The following is a 16,267-nucleotide window of genomic DNA, read 5'->3' as shown; positions in this document are numbered from 1 at the left end:
TCTAAGAGTGGTGTTTTTGCGTCCATAGGGATGAGAACCCCAATAGGGGGTTCGTCGGAGCATAAGCTTCGATAGCATCCGCTTCGCAGTCCGCCCGATAGGGCGGTATCCCGAGCTGGGACGTAAGAAAGCTCTCCTTATAGGAGAGCTTTTTTAGTTCCAGGAGGGAATTGAGAACCCCAATAGGGGTTCGTCGGAGCATAAGCTTCGATAGCATCCGCTTCGCAGTCCGCCCGTCAGGGCGGTATCCCGAACTGGGATGTTTGGAAGCTCTCCTTATTGGAGAGCTTTTTTAGTTCCAGAAGGGGTTATGAGAACCCTTCCAGGGGTTCGTCGGAGCATACGTACCGAGAATTTCCTCTTCCATAACCTTCGCCACCCATTCGCTCATCTAAACACAAAAAAGAGGACCCCAGGGTTACCCCAAGGTCCTCTCTATCCGATGCTTGTTACAGCTTAACGATTTTACCTGTGTCCTGCGATTCAAACGCGCCCAGGATGACGTTCAGGGAGCGCAGACCTTCTTCGCCGGAAATTTGCGGCGGCGTGTTGGTCAGGATCGATTCCACGAACGCGTCGATGACGCCGCTCGGTACTTGCTTTTCGTTCGTCGCCATGGCGCCGACCTTGTACGTTTCCACAGTGCCGTTGGTCAGCTCGACGATAACCTCGTCGCCTTCAACGGTTCCGATCTTCATGCAGCCGTTTTCGCACCAGAGCACCGTACCGTTGTCGCCGGAACGGTAGTGCGTCCAGCTCGCCATCAGCGTGCCCACAGCTCCGCTCTTCATGCGCACGATGCAGGTCGCATTGTCGTCCACGTCCGTACCTTCTTTATGTACGGTACCGATAAAGCCGGCGACTTCCACGATTTCATCGTTCAGCAAATAGCGGATGAAGTCGGATTTGTGTACGCCAAGGTCGCCCATAGCGCCCATGATCGCTTCATCCTTGCGGAAGAACCAGCTGTCGCGTCCGTCGACACTCCAGCTTTCCGGACCACCGTGGCCGAAAGACGTGCGGAACGTCAGCACTCTGCCGAGCTTGCCGGAATCCAGAATTTCTTTGGCCTTCACGTGCGGAGGCATGAGGCGCTGATTGTGGCCCACCATCAGGAAGACGCCGTTTTTGCGGGCCGCTTCGATCATCTGCTCCCCTTCTTCCTTCGTGGTTGCCATCGGCTTTTCCACCAGGACGTGCAGCCCAGCATTCGCTGCATCGATGCTCATCGAAGCGTGAAGGTAGTTCGGTGTACATACGCTGACTGCGTCAAGCTTCTCGTTCTTCAGCAGTTCCTTGTAGTCGGTGTATGCTTTGGCACCATATTGTGCCGCCACCTCTTCAGCGCGCTCCTTGAGCGGATCCGCAAAAGCAACCAGCTCCACATTCGGGTTCGCTGCGTATTCAGGAATATGTCTGCGCTGGGCGATGGCGCCGCAGCCGAAAACCGCTACTCTAATTTTACTCATGGATATAAATCTCCCTTTCTTCAGCTCTAATCTCAATCACATTAAAATTGGTTCAAGTAGTTCTGTTTCAGCCAGTTCATGCTGTTCTCCACGCTTTGCAGCGGAGGATTCTGGCACACGTCCTGCTCGACGATCAGCCACTGCGTACCAGCATCGGAAGCGGCCTGAATGACGCCCGGCAAATTCACGTCCCCTTGACCAAGCTCAAGCGTCTTCATGTTGCCATCGGCATCCCTGCTGAAGTCCTTCAGGTGAAGGAGCGGCAGTCGTCCGGCATATTTCGGGATATAGGTGAGCGGATCCTGTCCGGCAAACTGTACCCAGCATACGTCCATTTCCACTTGAACAGCTTCAGGAGAAGTGGAGGAATACATAGCGTCGAATACAAACTCGCCGTCAATCTTGTCCGCGAATTCAAAATCGTGGTTGTGATAACCGAAGGTCAATCCTTGTTTGCGCGCCTCAGTACCCACTTCCTCCAGGAAAGCAAACAGTTCCTTCCACTGCTCGATATTCTCCCGGTCTTCCGGTGCAACGTAAGGACACATCATCGTTGTCGCGCCGATCGTTTTCAGGTAATCGATCTCTTTCTGCAGGTCGGCCCGAAGCAGATGCAAGCCCACATGAGCGCCGATCGCTTGAAGACCAAGCTCTTGAAGAAGCGTTTTCATTTCTTCAGCAGGAATGTCACCGTATCCGGCAAACTCCACACCTTCGTACCCAAGCTCAGCCACTTTGCGAAGCGTTCCTCGGAAATCCTTAGCCGTTTCATCACGAAGCGTATACAATTGCAAGCCAATGTTCAATTTTTTCATAAAAAGGGCACCTCGTTTCCCAATAAAATGATTGCTCTATCTGCTACTATCATACATGCAAGTAAGCTAAAATGAACATAAACAATATGATTGCAACATGAACTATTTGCTTGTTTTTTTGAGAAAGGGGAGTACATGATGGAAGCCAGACTGCTGATTTGCGATTACTCCTACCATTTCCAGCAGTTCAGCAACAGCCACCGCGCGGGCTTGACGACCTATTTGTTCCGGCTGCAGACGGAAGGATCCTGCACCGTATTCTGCAACGGTACCGATTACCATGTCCAAGGCGGGGACCTGCTGCTGCTGAAACCGGGAGACGAATACGAGCTTATGGTGCATGAAGATGCCGGCGGGGGACGCGTCTCGAGCGGGGATTATTTTCTGTTTTGCGAAGGCGGCTGGATCGATGCCTGGTGGAGCCGGATGAGCCGGCCGGTTGTCAGCCGGATTGGCAGCGACGATCGCCTACTCGGTCTGTGGAGGCAGCTGCTGCTAGAAAAAAGGCGCGGCCTGGAGGGGGAGAACGTGGAGCTCACCGGTTACCTGCTGCGAAGCTTGTGCCTTTGCCTGGACCGGGCCATCACGGAGACGAAGCCGGCGAACCGCACCGCTTATACCGCGCTTAGGCTGAAGCGTTTCGTCGAGGAGCATGCCACCGTTACCTTTAAATTGGAGGAAGCCGCCGCCCATGTTGGCCTGAGCCTGTCCAGAGCCGTCAAAATCTTCAAGGAGCAGTACGGCAAAACGATGATCCAATACGCCTTGGAAATCCGGCTGAACGCCGCCATCGAACGGATGAAATACAGCACCATGACCCAGGAGGAGATCGCTGAAACCTGCGGTTTTGCCAGCTACTCTTACTATCACCGCGTGTTCCGCGGCACCTACGGGATGTCGCCGGCCCAATACAGGGAGAGCTTCGCACCTGACGCCAAGCCGCAGCCGGACAAATAAACGGTTATACCAAAAAGCAACCCGCCCGGTATGAACCGTTGACGGATTGCCTGATTTTACGCGAGCAGATTGTTTTCGATCATGGAACATCCACCCTATCCTTTGGTGGAGCCCGCCACCATGCCCTTCATGATTTTCTCCTGAAGGATCAGATAGATGACGATCGTTGGAAGCACCGCGATGGCCATCGCCCCCATCGTCAGGCTGTAATCCGTGCCGAAACCGTCCGAGAAAAGGGACAGGCTGAGCGGCAGCGTCTTCAGCGCCTGCGTGTTGATAAAGACGAGCGCAAAGGAAAAATCGTTCCAGAACCGTAGAAACGCCAGAATCGAAATCGTCGCCACGATCGGCGTGCAGAGCGGCAGGATCATCCGGCCGAATATTCCCCACCATCCGCTGCCGTCGATCATCGCCGCCTCTTCAATCTCTTTCGGAATCGAGGACATGTAGGCCATGGACAGAAACACGGCGATCGGCAGCTCAAACGCTGTATAGGGCAGAATGAGCGCACCGTAGGTGTCGAGGAGACCCATGTTTTTCATCATGATAAACAAGGGAACCAGCGTGCTGTGGATCGGGATCAGAAGCCCCATCGTAAACAGCACGACGACGACTTTTTTTAACGGGAACGAAAATCTCGACAGCACATACCCCGCAAGTACGCTGAGCAGAACGGTCAGGATGACCGCCGAGACCGTCACGACCGCGGAGTTCAGCATCGCCCTCCCCATATTCCCCAGATCCCACGCCCTTACCAGGTTTTGCGCCATCCACTGTTTCGGCAGCCCGTATGGATTGGCAAAGAAGTCCTGGTTTGTTTTAAAGGCGCTCGTAAACAGCCAGTACAGCGGATACAGCGTAACGACGGCATACGCCAGCAGGATCAGCTTGCCGAAGCCGGCCAGCCCTTTGAAGACGGCTCTTTTGCCCGTGCCGCTCCGGGAAGCGGCCGTAATCGTTGCATTCATCCTAGCTTCTCCTCCCCTCAGCTGCTTTTGCGGCGCGTCGCCAAATAGTTCAAGGCGATGAGCACCGCGCTGACGATCATGATCATGGTGGATACGGCCGAGCCGTAACCGTACCGGTAAACGCTGAACGTGCTGTTGTACATGTACGTCGCCAGCAGCTCGGTTGACCGCGCCGGCCCCCCGCCCGTCATGACGATGACATGGTCGAAGGCTTTCAGGCTTCCGGAGATGCAAAGTACGATCGTGACGACCACCGTCCCCCAAATGATTGGGAGAGTGACGTGAATCAGCTTGTTCCAGCCGGCGGAGCCGTCGATTTTGGCTGCGTCGTGGATTTCGGGTGAAATATTTTGCAGCGCCGCGACGAAAATGACCAGGTAAGGGCCGATATTCGCCCAGTTGATCGGAATGGATATAGCCAGCATGTTGACCTTCGGGTCGGACAGCCAGGCCCGGGTCCAGGAGTGGAGGCCGAGCAGATCCAGCACATGGTTCGCAACCCCGAACTGCGGGTGATAAATGTATCCCCAGATAAGGCCGACCACGACGGTCGACAGCACCATCGGCATGAAAACGGCCGAACGGACAAACCGGGAAAACAACGAGTTCTTGAACAATACGATGGCTAAAACGAGCGCGACCGGAACCTGGCCGACGATCGACGATACGACCAAAATCAGATTGTTGCGCAGCGCCCGCCAGAAAATCGGATCCCGGAACATCTCCTTATAATTGTCCAGCCCGATGAATTTGGCGTCGCCAAAGCCTTTCCAGCTGAAAAACCCGTAATACGCCGACCAGAACACCGGAATAATGACGAAGATCAAAAACAGCAGAAGCGCCGGAAGAAGAGCTAGCGCTATGAATCCTTTACTTCGCATCGCTGTTGGCATGGCAGCTTCCTCCCTTTCTCATGTCCGTTATTAAGGCGCGGCCGACCGGGCCTGCGCGTCCTGCAGCTTCTGTGCGACGCCTTCTACGGAGCCGCCCATCATGATTTCCTGGAGGCCGTTATTAATGACCTCGGCCGCTTCCGCCGACAAATAAGCATCATAGACCGGCGTGACTTCGGTCGATTTGACGAGGTTGAAGGCTTTATAGTAGAGGGAAGTTACCTTAGACTTGTCGATATCGGTGTCGTACATCACCATGGAGTTGCTCTCGGCGATCGCTTTCTGGGCATCCGGCCCGCTGACCGCATAAATCAGCTCCAGCGCCAATTCCCTTGCTTTGCCTTCCGTCCGGCTGCTGAGCGCAAGTCCGCCGCCGGCACCGCCGGAAATCGTGCCTGCCTTCCCTTTCCCTCCGGGGATTGGCGGCAGCACCGTCACTTCGATATCCTTCATCTGGTCTTCCGTAGAGGATGCCGCCAGGTTCGTGAGCGTCCATGCGCCGCTGATCATCATCGCCGCGTTGCCCTGTATGAAATACTGCTCAGCCTGCGTATTGTCGATGCTGTTGGCGCCGTCCTGGAACGCCTTGTGATCCACCAGCTCCTTAAAATGACCTAGCGCCTGGATGAATTCCGGATCAGTGAATTTGGCCCCTTTCTGCGCAGCGGCGTTCTTGAACCATTCCGTTCCCGTTACCCGGTCGGCGAGCGAACCGAGAATCGTGGACTGCGCTACCCACGGGGCTTTGTTGCCCAGCGCAATCGGGGTGATGCCTTTGGCATTGAATGCGCTGACGGCCGTCATCATCTCATCCCACGTGGTCGGGACTTTCACGTTGTTTTTTTCGAACAAGGCCTTGTTATAGTACAGGATTGAGGTGGCCGACATGCCCAGCGGAGCCGAGTAGATCTGACCTTGCTCGAACTCATACGGTTCAAAAGCGCCTGGCAGGAACTTGTCCTTCCAATCCGAATGCGCGTCAAGCACCTCCGTAATCGGCTGAAGCAGCTTGGCCTGATACAGCTCGGAGGACTGGCTGCCCGCATAGACGAAAAATACGTCCGGCATTTCATTCGCCGCGGCAACCGTGCTCAGTCGCTGGCGGTAACCGTCAGGCGGGATGGCCTGGGCGTCGAGTTCTACCTCCGGATGGTCTTTGGCAAACTGCTCGATGAAGCTCCGGACCGATTTGGCCCGCAAATCATCCCCTGCAAAATTGTGCCAGATCGTCAGTTTCACTTTCTCCTGACCGTCCGCGCTTCCCTCTGCCTGCTTTCCGCTCTCCCCGCTGCCGCAGGCGGCAAGGAGCATCGTCATAAGCAGCAGAACAATGCCTAATTTACGTGTAGTTTTCATGGTCATCCCCCTCTGATATAAATCTGAAGTTCAATCAGCCTTGCGATGATTAGCCCAAGTATAAAAGAGGATGAACGTCTCCCACAGGGGATAGAATTCAGTCAAGGGAGGGACAAACTTCAGCACTTGCCCTATATTCCGAAGGGGTCAGACCGGTGAATTTCTTGAACAGGCGATTAAAATACTTCAGGTCTTCGTAACCGATCTCGCCGGCGACCTCGCTGATTTTGGCCGGCGTTTCCCGCAGGAGCCTCATCGCCTTGCGAAGTTTCGCCTGCGTGACGTATTCGAGATAGTTGCGGCCGGTCTCCCGCTTGAACAGCTCGCTGAAATAGTTCGGGTTCATATGGACGTGCTTCGCCACCTGCTGCAGCGACAGGCTTTGGTCCAAGTGGTCGTGAATGTACGCAATGGCCCGTTCTACCGGACTGGACGCCGATACCATCCCGCTGTACTGCTGCATGATCTGTTTCAATTCATGAACCATGATTCGTTCTGGCCACTTGGCCAGCTCGTAGATATCGAATGGAGTCCCGGAAGGAAGCGGACTGGAGTAACCGATCGAAGCGGCGGCCCGCTCCAGCCACCGACGGGCCGAGACAAGAATGGAATGGAGGTAAGCCTGCATCGATCCTGGTGTAGCCTCGGGGTCCAGTATGATCCGTTCAAGCAAATCCGTAATCCAGGACCGCAGGCGGAACGTGTCGCCCGCCCGGAGCAGGGCAAACAGCTCGGATTCTTCCTCCACCGTGCATACCGTCCGGATGCCCCGGCGGGAGGCTACCTCTTCATACCGAATGCGCCGTTCTGCACGCAGCAGCCATGCATAGGAGCCGGCCTCCGCTGCGGCAGCTAAGGCGCCGGGCAGATCCTGAAGCTGGGTGAACGGCAACCCGACGGCAGCCGTGACCCGGCAGCCCAGCTCAGCCTCCACATGGCCCAGCACCGGCCTCATGCGGCTCCAGTCGTCCTCGCCCCGGCTTTTTACCAGAAGAAGCAGTGCACCGTTCCATTCGAGCCATGCGCATGGCAATCGTTCGGCCAGCCGGCTGCCGAGGATGCGGTATACATCGCCGTCCGGGCGGCTGCCCCTCTCCCCCGAGCCGGAGGAATGGGCCGACAGCAGCCAAATACGGAGCACCGTGAGCCCGTCAGCATCGGGCCGAAGGTCGGGGAACCGGTCCCAAAACTCGGCTTCAGTTCGGGCATCGGGTGCGGATCCTGAAGCCAACAGTCTCCTCAAGAACCCGCGGTTCACGATCGTCTGCTGGACCCTGCCGCCCTCCTCGTTCCGCCGGCGAACCTCCAGCCGCTCCCTGGCCTTGGCCGCGGACTGGATGATTTCCCCCGGTCTGCTCGTCTTCAGCAAATAGTCGCTGACTCCTTCGCGCATCGCCTGCTGGGCATAGGCAAACTCGTCGAATCCGGAAATGATGATGATTTCGGTATCCGGGAACTGCTTTTTCACCTCCCGGGCCATATCGATCCCGCTGAGCCCCGTCATCCGGATATCGGTAAATATAATTTCGGGCTGCTCATCCGGAATCCGCTGCAGCGCTTCTTCGGCGGAAGCGGCCGGCTCCAGCACCGTAAAACCGTTCTCCTCCCAATTGACCACCGTGCTTAGCCCGTTTCGGATAATCACTTCGTCATCAACGATCATAACCTTCATCTTCGTTCTCCCCTTTGCTTGATTGTTCCCGAGTCCACTCCTTTGCCTCCTGCACGATCGGGATCCTGAATGTAATCCGCGTGCCCGCTCCTTCCGCACTCTCTACCTGAAGTCCGGCATCCCTGCCGTAATGCAGCGCCAGCCGCTTGTTGACGTTGCGCAGCCCGTAGCTCCCGCGGGCGTCAGGCTCCTGCCCGTAGGCCGCCGGATGCTCCGCCAGCCGGTTCCGGAGCCACTGAAGCCTCTCTTCGGGCATTCCGATCCCGTCGTCCTCAACGGCGAAATCGAGGAACCCCCCGCTGCGCTCCACCGCGATCCGGATCATGCCCCGCCCGTCTCGGCCGAGCAGGCCGTGAAGGATCGCATTCTCCACCAGCGGCTGAAGCAGCAGCTTAAGCATCGTTAGATGGTGCAAACTCTCAGCCGCATCGACCCGAAAATCGAATTTGTCGGGATACCGGATCGATTGGATATTCATGTAATGGCGGACATGCGTGATCTCCTGCAGCACCGTGCAGTATTCCTGGCCGGCATTTAAACTGAACCGCAGAAAATCGCTCAGCGAGCCGACCATCTCGGCGATCTTGGCACCGTCCTGATTCATCAGCGCCAGCCATTGCACCGAGGAGAGGGTGTTATACAAAAAATGCGGGTTAATCTGCACCTGCAGCGCATGCATATCGGCTTCCTTCTTTAGTGATTCATTGCGCTTGACCTCATCGGTGAGCTTCACAATCCGCGAAGTAAGCCGGTTATAGCTGATGATCAGCTGACCTACCTCGTCTATCGTTTTGACCGGCAGTGCAGGCAGAGGTTCTTCCGGCCTGGCGTTTCTAAGGAATTTGGTGAGCGCGGAGAGCGGGTTAGTAATTTTTTGAATCAGAAAAAGAACCAGAATGATGACAAACAGGATCGCAGCGGTGACAGCGACAGCCGTAAGCCTTAGAAAATACTGGTTTTGCGAGCTGTATTCCGCAGCCGGTATGATCCCGACAAGCTTCCAGCCCACGCTGGACATCTTTTTATACAAAATCGTCTTCTTGCCGCTCCCCTGCCCGTAGACCAAATCCCCGCTCTGTCCCTCAAAAGGGCCGATCGAAGGATAATAAGCGTCCAGCGCAAGATTCGTTTCCATATCCGGGGGGCCTGCGAGAATCCGGTTGTTCTCGTCCAGCAGCAGCACGAAGCCCGTTTTTTCCAATGCCACCTGCCGGACCTGGCTGGCGATGACCCCCTGATCCAGATTGATCTGCAGGTTTCCGATCGGCTTGTATTTATCGGTGCTGCGGATCGGTCTTGCCAGCGTGATCATCTTCCTCACCCCTTCAAAGGTCCACTGCCGGTGGACCGAAGACCACCACTTGGGATGCTCGACATAATAATCAGGATCCCTCTCCGTGACATCTTGGAACTCCGACCGCACCAGCGACTTGTAGGAGATCGAGTCCTTGGCCCCAAGCGGCTCGACGATGATGTTCGCGATATAATCTTTGGAAAAGGCGAGGCTTGTCAGAAAGTTGATGACGGCGGTCTGCTGCACGTAATTGCTTTCCGAGCTTTTTAAATAGGACTGCACGCCTTCGTTGCCGATCAGAAAAAGCGAAATGTTCTCAACGTCCTTGACCATCGTCTCCAGGTAGACATCCAGCTGCCTGAGATTGTTCATCCCGGAGGTTTTGGCCTTTTCCTCGGTCAGGCTCTCGGCCATTTTGTAGGAGAAAATGCCGAGGAACAGCAGCGGAACCAGCGCGGCCAGAATGGTGAGCAGAGACAGCTTATGCTTCAAGGATGTTCCGAACCAATGCTGCATATGATCCCTCCTACGTCGGTTTATGAAATGGTTATGTAATATTATATAACATTGAAAACACTTGCTAATAAACCAATTGGCTTTATCACAGAGGTTCATGTTAGGTTTATTCACTATCTTAGAAGATCACTAGGTCTTAAGTAAATGGTTAAAAAGTCGCAGTTGAATCCGTTTTGCCTCTAAAAACTCGTCGGTTGAGGGAGTATTTTACGCGTCAGAGCCTGCGCCCAGGGGAGCGCCGCAGCTACAGCTATGATCCGATCCTGTTACGCTGGCAGCCTCGTTTTCCTGTCTGCAAAATAAAACGGGGAAAGAGCATCGCTCTCTCCCCGTTTCTATACATCCGGTTCAGCCGGCTTCCAATCGGCCCCTGCATCCCGGGCTACTCTTCATCGGCCGCCTGTCTTGCATGATTGTACAGCTGTTCATAGTATCCGTGCATGGCCAGCAGTTCGTCATGGGTGCCTTCCTCAATCGCCCGGCCGTCTTTCATGACCAGAATGCGGTCGGCGTGCATGACCGTGGACAGCCGGTGGGCGATCACCAGCGTCGTCCGCCCTGTAGACACGTTCGCCAGCGCGCTTTGCACCAGCTGCTCCGTATGCGAATCCAGGTTGGCGGTCGCCTCATCCAGGATGAGGATCCGCGGCTCAAAGACCATGATCCGCGCGAAGGAGATCAGCTGCCGCTCCCCGGCTGACAGGCCGCTGCCCCGCTCCGATAGGAGCGTGTCGTATCCGCCGGACATCCGCATGATCATGTCGTGCGCGCCGACGAACCGGCAGGCATCCATCACCTTTTCACGGGAGATGTCCTCCTGAAACAGCCGGACGTTATCGAGAACGGTTCCCGCGAACAGATAGGGCTCCTGCTGGATCAGTCCGACGAGACGGTGGAGCTGCTGCTGCGGAATATCGCGGATATCCGCCCCGTCGATTTTGATGCTGCCGGAATTAACGTCATAGAACCGGTTCAAGAGGCTGATCATCGTGCTCTTCCCCGCTCCCGTCGTGCCGACGATGCCGACCATCTCCCCGGGCTTCAAATGAAGGTCGAGATGGGGAATGACCGGCTTGGATTCCGAATAGCCGAAAGAAATGTGGTTGAAGTCGACCCGGCCGCGGGCTTCGGACAAGCGCAGCCGGCACGTTTTGTCAGGCTCCGGGTCCTTCACTTCCGGCTCGGTACTGAATATTTTCCAGATCCGGTCCATCGATACGGTCGTCGACTGGAACGTGTTCCACTGCATCGTGATCTGGTTGATCGGCTGGAAAAACTGCCGGATGTAGCTCGTAAACGCGTACAGAACGCCGACGGCCATATGCTCATGGAATACCGCCAGTCCGCCCAGCCAGACAACCGTGACGAGGGCGACGTTGCCCAGAATGTCGAAGGTCCGGTTAAACAGCACGTTGGCGCGGACCTCCCTCATGTTCGCTTCCCAGTAGCTCTGGTTATTTTCGTTAAAACGCCGGGTCTGCTCCTCTTCCTGGCGGAACGCCTGAATCAGCCCCATCCCGGACAAATTCTCCGCAATGAATCCGATTAACCGCGACAAGCGGCTCCGGGTTACCTGGTACGCCTGGCGTAGATATCGGCGGAACAGGAAGGCCACGAGGCCGATGACGGGCAGGACGATCATTGAATACCAGGCCAGCGTCGTATCGAGCTGAAACATAAAGACAATGATCAGTACGAGCGTCATGCCGTCGCGGATCAAGCTGAGCAGCACCTGCGTGAAAAACTGGCTGATCGTCTCCGTGTCGCTGGAGACATTGGTCACCAGACTGCCGCGGTGCACGCGGTCGAAATAGGACATCGACAGCTTGGAAATATGCTGGAACAAATCCTTCCGGATCCGTGCCACGATGCTTTGACCCGCGTACTGCAGCAGGTTATTTTGCAAATACGTGAATAAGAAGCTGACGATCGAAATGCCGAGATAAATGCCGGCGATCGTAGCGATATAGCCCATGTCCCTGCCGCCGACAGCCAAATGATCGTCGATCACGATCTTGACCAGATACGGCTGCAGCAGATCGGCGGAAATGCCGAGGATCGCACAGACAAACACGCCGGCAAAAGCCCACTTGTGCGGTTTGCCGTAAGCCAGTATCGCCCTGAAGGCTTCAAATGATTTTTTCTTGTCCGCTGCATCCTTTGCTTGCGTTGCCTTGAGGGCAGCGGCTGAAGAATTAGGCATGCTGCAGTCCCTCCTGTTGAATCCGGTATAAAGATGCATAAGGCCCGTCCGGACAGGCCATCAATTCCTCATGGCTGCCCCGCTGGACAATGCGGCCTTGATCCAGCACGATGATTTCATCGGCATGCTGGACGCTGCTGATCCGGTGCGCGATAATGAGCGTCGATTTGCCGCTGCGCTCCCGGATCAAATTGCCGAGGATGCCCGATTCCGTCATCGCGTCGACGGCGCTCATGCTGTCGTCGAGAATCAAGAGCTCGGGCTTTTTCATCAGCCCTCTCGCCAGACTCGCGCGCTGCCTTTGACCGCCGGACAGCGTAAGGCCCCGCTCGCCAAGCCGGGTCTCAAATCCCGCTTCAAAGGAGTTGACGCTTTCCAGCAGCAAAGCCTGGGCCGCTGCCTCGCGGATTTGCTCGATGCTGGCGGAGCGGTCGCTGAAGGCGATATTGTCGGCGATATCCGTGCTGAACAAAAACCCGTCCTGCGGCACATAGCCGATCTTACGGCGCAGCGACTCCAGGGTCACACGGGTAATATCCTGGCCGTTCACCTGAATGCTGCCGGCCGGGGGCTCATAAATGCGCAGAAGCAGCTTTGCCAGCGTCGATTTGCCGCTGCCGGTGCGGCCGATGAGCCCGACGGTGCGGCCTTCCGGAATGGTGAAGCTGACGTCCTTAAGCGCTTGTTCCGACGTCCCCGGATAAGAGAACGTCAAGTTGTCCACGGCGATATCCCCGATGCGGGCAAGGTCCGAAGCGTCGTCCTTGTCCCTCACGCTCGGCACCCGGGCCAGCAGCCGGTTGACGCGTTCCAGGGACGCTCCTGAGCGCTGCATCATGTTAATTACGTTGCCGATCTGCTGCAGCGGCCCCGTCAGCATCCGGAGGTAGAAGGTCAGCGCAACGAAGCTTCCAAGGGTCATCCGGCCCTGAATCGTCATATATCCGCCGACCAGCAGCGAGACGACAAGGGATAACGCCCCCAAGAAAGGAAGCAGCGCCTGGAACAAGGATGACATCCTCACCAGATGCAGCTGCGCGCTGCGCACCCCGTCGACCGTCTCGTCAAACCGGCGCTGCGCCGTCTCCTCGATGGCGAACGTCTTCGTGACGCGGATGCCCCCGATTTGCTCATCGGCGGATTCCGTCATTGTGGCCAACCCTTCCTGCACATCCATCGACCGGTTCCGGATGCGGGGACCGAAATAAATGACCAGAAACGGAATAGCGACCAGCGGACACACGCTGACCAGAATCAGAGTTACCGGTATACCTGTAACCAGCATCATGACAACACAGGAGATGACCATGAACACGGCGTTGGTCGTCTGCGTGACTCCGAATGAAATCGCTTCCCGAACCGAAGTCACGTCGTTCATGACATAGCTGAGCAGCTTGCCGGTCCCCTGTTTGGAAAAAAAGTCCTCACTGAGGCGGGAAAACTGGGCAAAGATCTGGCCCCTTGTCAAAAACTCGAACCGCCGGCCGAGACGCATAATGGTAAACTGCCCTAAGCCGAACAGCACGCCATAGGACACGGCGATCCCCAGCAGGATCAGGCTGTAGCGGATGATGTCCTCGCGACCGATCGAACGTTCCTTCAGTCCATCCGTCACCTTACCGAGAATTTGCGGAAGCAGCGCCTGATCCACGTTGGACAGGATGATCAGGATGACGGCGGTCAGGTAGAGAAGCGCGTTTTTCTTCAAATAATTGGTGAGCAGTTCGAAGCTTTTCAAGAGTTCCATTCCCTCCTTTGGTTTCAATTGAATTGATATTTCATCATTACCCGCTTCCGACCCATCCATTAAAATATACCACAGAAAAAAAAGATTGGGCTTTTCCCAACCTGGCAGAGCAGCGAAAAAACCGTGTCCTGGAACGGATAAATTTTTTTTGGAGTCTTACTTCTGCCTGCAAAAAACCGGCCGTCCATTAATTTTGCCGCACTGGATAAATGTCCACGATCCGAAGCTCTCTCCGGCATAAGATGACAGTATGCGAAATTGCTATCAGCAAAGGAGGAGGACCGCTTGAAGATTCGTAAAGCGATCATTCCGGCAGCCGGTTACGGAACGCGGTTTCTTCCCGCCACCAAAGCAATGCCCAAAGAGATGCTGCCGATTATCGATAAGCCCACCATCCAGTTTATTATCGAAGAAGCCGCGGCTTCCGGGATTGAGGAAATTTTGATCGTGACCGGCAAAGGCAAAAAGGTGATCGAGGATCACTTCGACTCGGCGCTGGAGCTCGAATATTATTTGGAGCAAAAAGGCAAGTTCGAGGAACTCCGCAAAATCCGGGAATTCACCGGCATTGTAGACATCCACTATATCCGCCAATCAGAGCGTAAAGGTCTGGGGCACGCCATCGGGGTAGGGCGCAAGTTTATCGGAAACGAGCCCTTTGCCGTCCTGCTTGGAGACACGTTTTTTGACGCTGATCCGCCGTCGCTAAAACAGCTTATGGATGGGTATGACCGGCTGCAGACGTCCATTGTAGGCGTGCAGAGCGTGGCGGCTGACAAGGTATCGAGCTACGGCATCGTCGACGCCAAACCGCTGGTCGATTCGTTTGCGTATGTGAACCGGTTGGTGGAAAAACCCGCGGTCGATGCCTCTCCTTCGAGGCTGGCCATGGTGGGCCGTTACATTTTGACTCCATCCATTTTCGATATCCTGGAAAACCAATCCCCGGGAGTTGGCGGCGAAATCCAGCTGACGGACGCATTGAATCAATTACTTGCCAAAGAAGCGATTTATACCTGCGAGATTAAAGGCCGTTGGCATGACGTCGGTGATCCGCTGGGTTATGTGAAGGCCATTTTGGCACTGACGAAGCAAAGAGCGCATCTGAAGCAACACCTGCAGGACGAAATGAACGAGCTGTTAAAAGAGGACCCGCAATCACCGGATTCCGGTTCCGGTGACCCTGCGCCGTAAGCCCAAGCTTCACCCGCCTGCCTTCTCGTGATGCAGGTATGTAACGGAAAACCAATTCTAAAGAGAGGTGTCCCCGCAAATGATTGAATTGGCTTTAGCTTTTACGGATAAGGACGGAAGCTATTCCGAGCACGCTGCCGCCGCGTTGGCTTCGGTGTTCCGTAATACTTCCTCCGAGCTTCAGGTTCACATCCTCCATGACGATTCGCTCCTGGAAGAAAACAGGAACAAGCTCGCCCAGCTGGCGGCGGATTTCAAGCATCCGATCCACTTCTATCCTGTGACCCTGCCTGTCGAGATGATGGACGTTCTGTCGGGAACCGGCTCCATCGACCGATGGACGTGGGGCAGTCTTTACCGGCTGCTGCTGCCAGCCGTGGTACCTGCTGAACGGGTAATCTATCTCGACTGCGACGTGATGGTCAATATGGACATCACCGAGCTGTGGGAGATCAATCTGAACGGGGGCTACCTTGGGGCTATCCACGACCAAGGCATCCACGGCATCGCAGAAGTTGTGGCCGTCCAGGGTTTAAACCCCGAAACCTATTTTAACTCCGGGGTCCTTTTATTTGACCTCAATGCCATTCGGCAGCACGTGACGTGGTTTGAAGAAATGCTGAACTTTTTCCGCGCCTTTCCCGGCACCTCGATGCCGGACCAGGACTGCCTGAACCATGTATTCGGGGGAAACTGCCTGCTGCTGGACCAACGGTTCAACTGGTTTTACGTCCCGGGTGCAGAAATGGACCTCCAGCAGAAAATCGTTCACTTTGCCGGTGACATGAAGTGCTGGGACCCGCTTTCCCCAGGATATGTCCTCTATCAGGATAATCTGAGATTAACGCCATGGAGCAAGGAGCCGGTACTCCCGGCGCCCATCAAAAGAAGCACGGACAGAAAAGCCCGGCATCTGCTTATGAAACGCAAAACCCGCAAACACTCGCCTAGAAAACCATCCTCCCGCCACCGAAGCGAAAGGGAACAGAGTGAAAGGGTCGTCATGAGGAAGCGGAGAAAAGCCTCCAGACACTCCAGGTACTCCCGGCACAAATCTGCAACCGGCAGCGGCAGCAAGTCCCGCATCCTTACGGTGCGCCGCAGCTCCCGCAGAAAGCATGCCATGTACATTCAGGGCTTCAGCAGCGGCATCTATTTGTAACGGCCGTCTCAAGAAAAATGC

Annotated in this window: 12 protein-coding genes; 3 read left to right on the top strand and 9 right to left on the bottom strand. The window is 55.6% G+C overall.

Going from position 1 to position 16,267, the window contains the following annotated elements:
- Positions 1–449: 449 nt before the first annotated feature.
- Both K2F33_RS15205 and K2F33_RS15200 read right to left on the bottom strand, forming a co-directional pair.
- The gene (locus tag K2F33_RS15205; protein WP_076174298.1) at positions 450–1,469 is read right to left on the bottom strand and encodes a Gfo/Idh/MocA family protein; all 1,020 of its coding nucleotides are present in this window, start codon (positions 1,467–1,469) and stop codon (positions 450–452) included.
- A 41-nt stretch (positions 1,470–1,510) separates the two neighbouring features.
- The gene (locus K2F33_RS15200; RefSeq protein WP_145163098.1) at positions 1,511–2,284 is read right to left on the bottom strand and encodes a sugar phosphate isomerase/epimerase family protein; all 774 of its coding nucleotides are present in this window, start codon (positions 2,282–2,284) and stop codon (positions 1,511–1,513) included.
- Between the two features lie 138 nt (positions 2,285–2,422).
- On the opposite strand from K2F33_RS15200, the gene K2F33_RS15195 reads away from it, so the two are divergent.
- Entirely contained in the window at positions 2,423–3,241 is an 819-nt protein-coding gene (locus tag K2F33_RS15195; RefSeq protein WP_263882367.1) for a helix-turn-helix domain-containing protein, read from the top strand.
- Between the two features lie 95 nt (positions 3,242–3,336).
- On the opposite strand, the gene K2F33_RS15190 is transcribed toward K2F33_RS15195, so the two are convergent.
- The 7 genes from K2F33_RS15190 to K2F33_RS15160 all read right to left on the bottom strand — a co-directional run bounded on the left by K2F33_RS15190 (position 3,337) and on the right by K2F33_RS15160 (position 13,890).
- Positions 3,337–4,209 carry a carbohydrate ABC transporter permease gene (locus tag K2F33_RS15190; RefSeq protein WP_076174289.1) on the bottom strand — a complete coding sequence of 291 codons (873 nt, stop codon included), beginning with the start codon at positions 4,207–4,209 and terminating at the stop codon, positions 3,337–3,339.
- A gap of 17 nt (positions 4,210–4,226) precedes the next feature.
- Complete coding sequence (locus K2F33_RS15185; RefSeq protein WP_089548390.1) at positions 4,227–5,102, bottom strand: carbohydrate ABC transporter permease; 876 nt, start codon at positions 5,100–5,102, stop codon at positions 4,227–4,229.
- Between the two features lie 30 nt (positions 5,103–5,132).
- Positions 5,133–6,458 (bottom strand): extracellular solute-binding protein, encoded by a 1,326-nt coding sequence (locus tag K2F33_RS15180; protein ID WP_076174284.1) that lies wholly within the window; start codon positions 6,456–6,458, stop codon positions 5,133–5,135.
- Positions 6,459–6,555: 97 nt separating this feature from the next.
- Complete coding sequence (locus K2F33_RS15175; RefSeq protein WP_263882134.1) at positions 6,556–8,130, bottom strand: response regulator transcription factor; 1,575 nt, start codon at positions 8,128–8,130, stop codon at positions 6,556–6,558.
- Positions 8,111–9,940, bottom strand: coding sequence for a sensor histidine kinase (locus tag K2F33_RS15170; protein WP_263882133.1), 1,830 nt, complete (start codon positions 9,938–9,940; stop codon positions 8,111–8,113). The genes K2F33_RS15175 and K2F33_RS15170 overlap by 20 nt, the downstream gene beginning before the upstream one ends.
- A 382-nt stretch (positions 9,941–10,322) precedes the next feature.
- Positions 10,323–12,143, bottom strand: a complete 1,821-nt coding sequence (locus K2F33_RS15165) for an ABC transporter ATP-binding protein (RefSeq protein ID WP_089548393.1) — start codon at positions 12,141–12,143, stop codon at positions 10,323–10,325.
- Positions 12,136–13,890 (bottom strand): ABC transporter ATP-binding protein, encoded by a 1,755-nt coding sequence (locus K2F33_RS15160; RefSeq protein WP_263882132.1) that lies wholly within the window; start codon positions 13,888–13,890, stop codon positions 12,136–12,138. The genes K2F33_RS15165 and K2F33_RS15160 overlap by 8 nt, the downstream gene beginning before the upstream one ends.
- Positions 13,891–14,175: 285 nt before the next feature.
- Here K2F33_RS15160 and galU point away from each other — a divergent pair, with 285 nt between their 5' ends.
- Together galU and K2F33_RS15150 are read left to right on the top strand one after the other, a co-directional pair.
- The gene (gene galU, locus K2F33_RS15155) at positions 14,176–15,084 is read left to right on the top strand and encodes a UTP--glucose-1-phosphate uridylyltransferase GalU (protein WP_263882131.1); all 909 of its coding nucleotides are present in this window, start codon (positions 14,176–14,178) and stop codon (positions 15,082–15,084) included.
- A gap of 79 nt (positions 15,085–15,163) precedes the next feature.
- Positions 15,164–16,246 (top strand): glycosyltransferase family 8 protein, encoded by a 1,083-nt coding sequence (locus K2F33_RS15150; RefSeq protein ID WP_263882130.1) that lies wholly within the window; start codon positions 15,164–15,166, stop codon positions 16,244–16,246.
- Positions 16,247–16,267: the final 21 nt, after the last annotated feature.

The sequence above is a fragment of the Paenibacillus sp. PSB04 genome (assembly GCF_025809195.1).
Classification (GTDB): Bacteria; Bacillota; Bacilli; order Paenibacillales; family Paenibacillaceae; genus Paenibacillus_AQ; species Paenibacillus_AQ favisporus.
Note: the sequence above shows the minus strand (reverse complement) of the source record. Positions and strands in the feature narration are given on the sequence as shown.

Excerpts from the sequence above, each read along its gene's own strand:
- K2F33_RS15160 (WP_263882132.1), bottom strand. The coding sequence starts at position 13,890 with ATGGAACTCTTGAAAAGCTTCGAACTGCTCACCAATTATTTGAAGAAA.
- K2F33_RS15150 (WP_263882130.1), top strand. The coding sequence starts at position 15,164 with ATGATTGAATTGGCTTTAGCTTTTACGGATAAGGACGGAAGCTATTCC.
- K2F33_RS15175 (WP_263882134.1), bottom strand. The coding sequence starts at position 8,130 with ATGAAGGTTATGATCGTTGATGACGAAGTGATTATCCGAAACGGGCTA.
- K2F33_RS15190 (WP_076174289.1), bottom strand. The coding sequence starts at position 4,209 with ATGAATGCAACGATTACGGCCGCTTCCCGGAGCGGCACGGGCAAAAGA.
- K2F33_RS15180 (WP_076174284.1), bottom strand. The coding sequence starts at position 6,458 with ATGAAAACTACACGTAAATTAGGCATTGTTCTGCTGCTTATGACGATG.
- K2F33_RS15195 (WP_263882367.1), top strand. The coding sequence starts at position 2,423 with ATGGAAGCCAGACTGCTGATTTGCGATTACTCCTACCATTTCCAGCAG.
- K2F33_RS15200 (WP_145163098.1), bottom strand. The coding sequence starts at position 2,284 with ATGAAAAAATTGAACATTGGCTTGCAATTGTATACGCTTCGTGATGAA.
- K2F33_RS15205 (WP_076174298.1), bottom strand. The coding sequence starts at position 1,469 with ATGAGTAAAATTAGAGTAGCGGTTTTCGGCTGCGGCGCCATCGCCCAG.
- K2F33_RS15165 (WP_089548393.1), bottom strand. The coding sequence starts at position 12,143 with ATGCCTAATTCTTCAGCCGCTGCCCTCAAGGCAACGCAAGCAAAGGAT.
- K2F33_RS15170 (WP_263882133.1), bottom strand. The coding sequence starts at position 9,940 with ATGCAGCATTGGTTCGGAACATCCTTGAAGCATAAGCTGTCTCTGCTC.
- K2F33_RS15185 (WP_089548390.1), bottom strand. The coding sequence starts at position 5,102 with ATGCCAACAGCGATGCGAAGTAAAGGATTCATAGCGCTAGCTCTTCTT.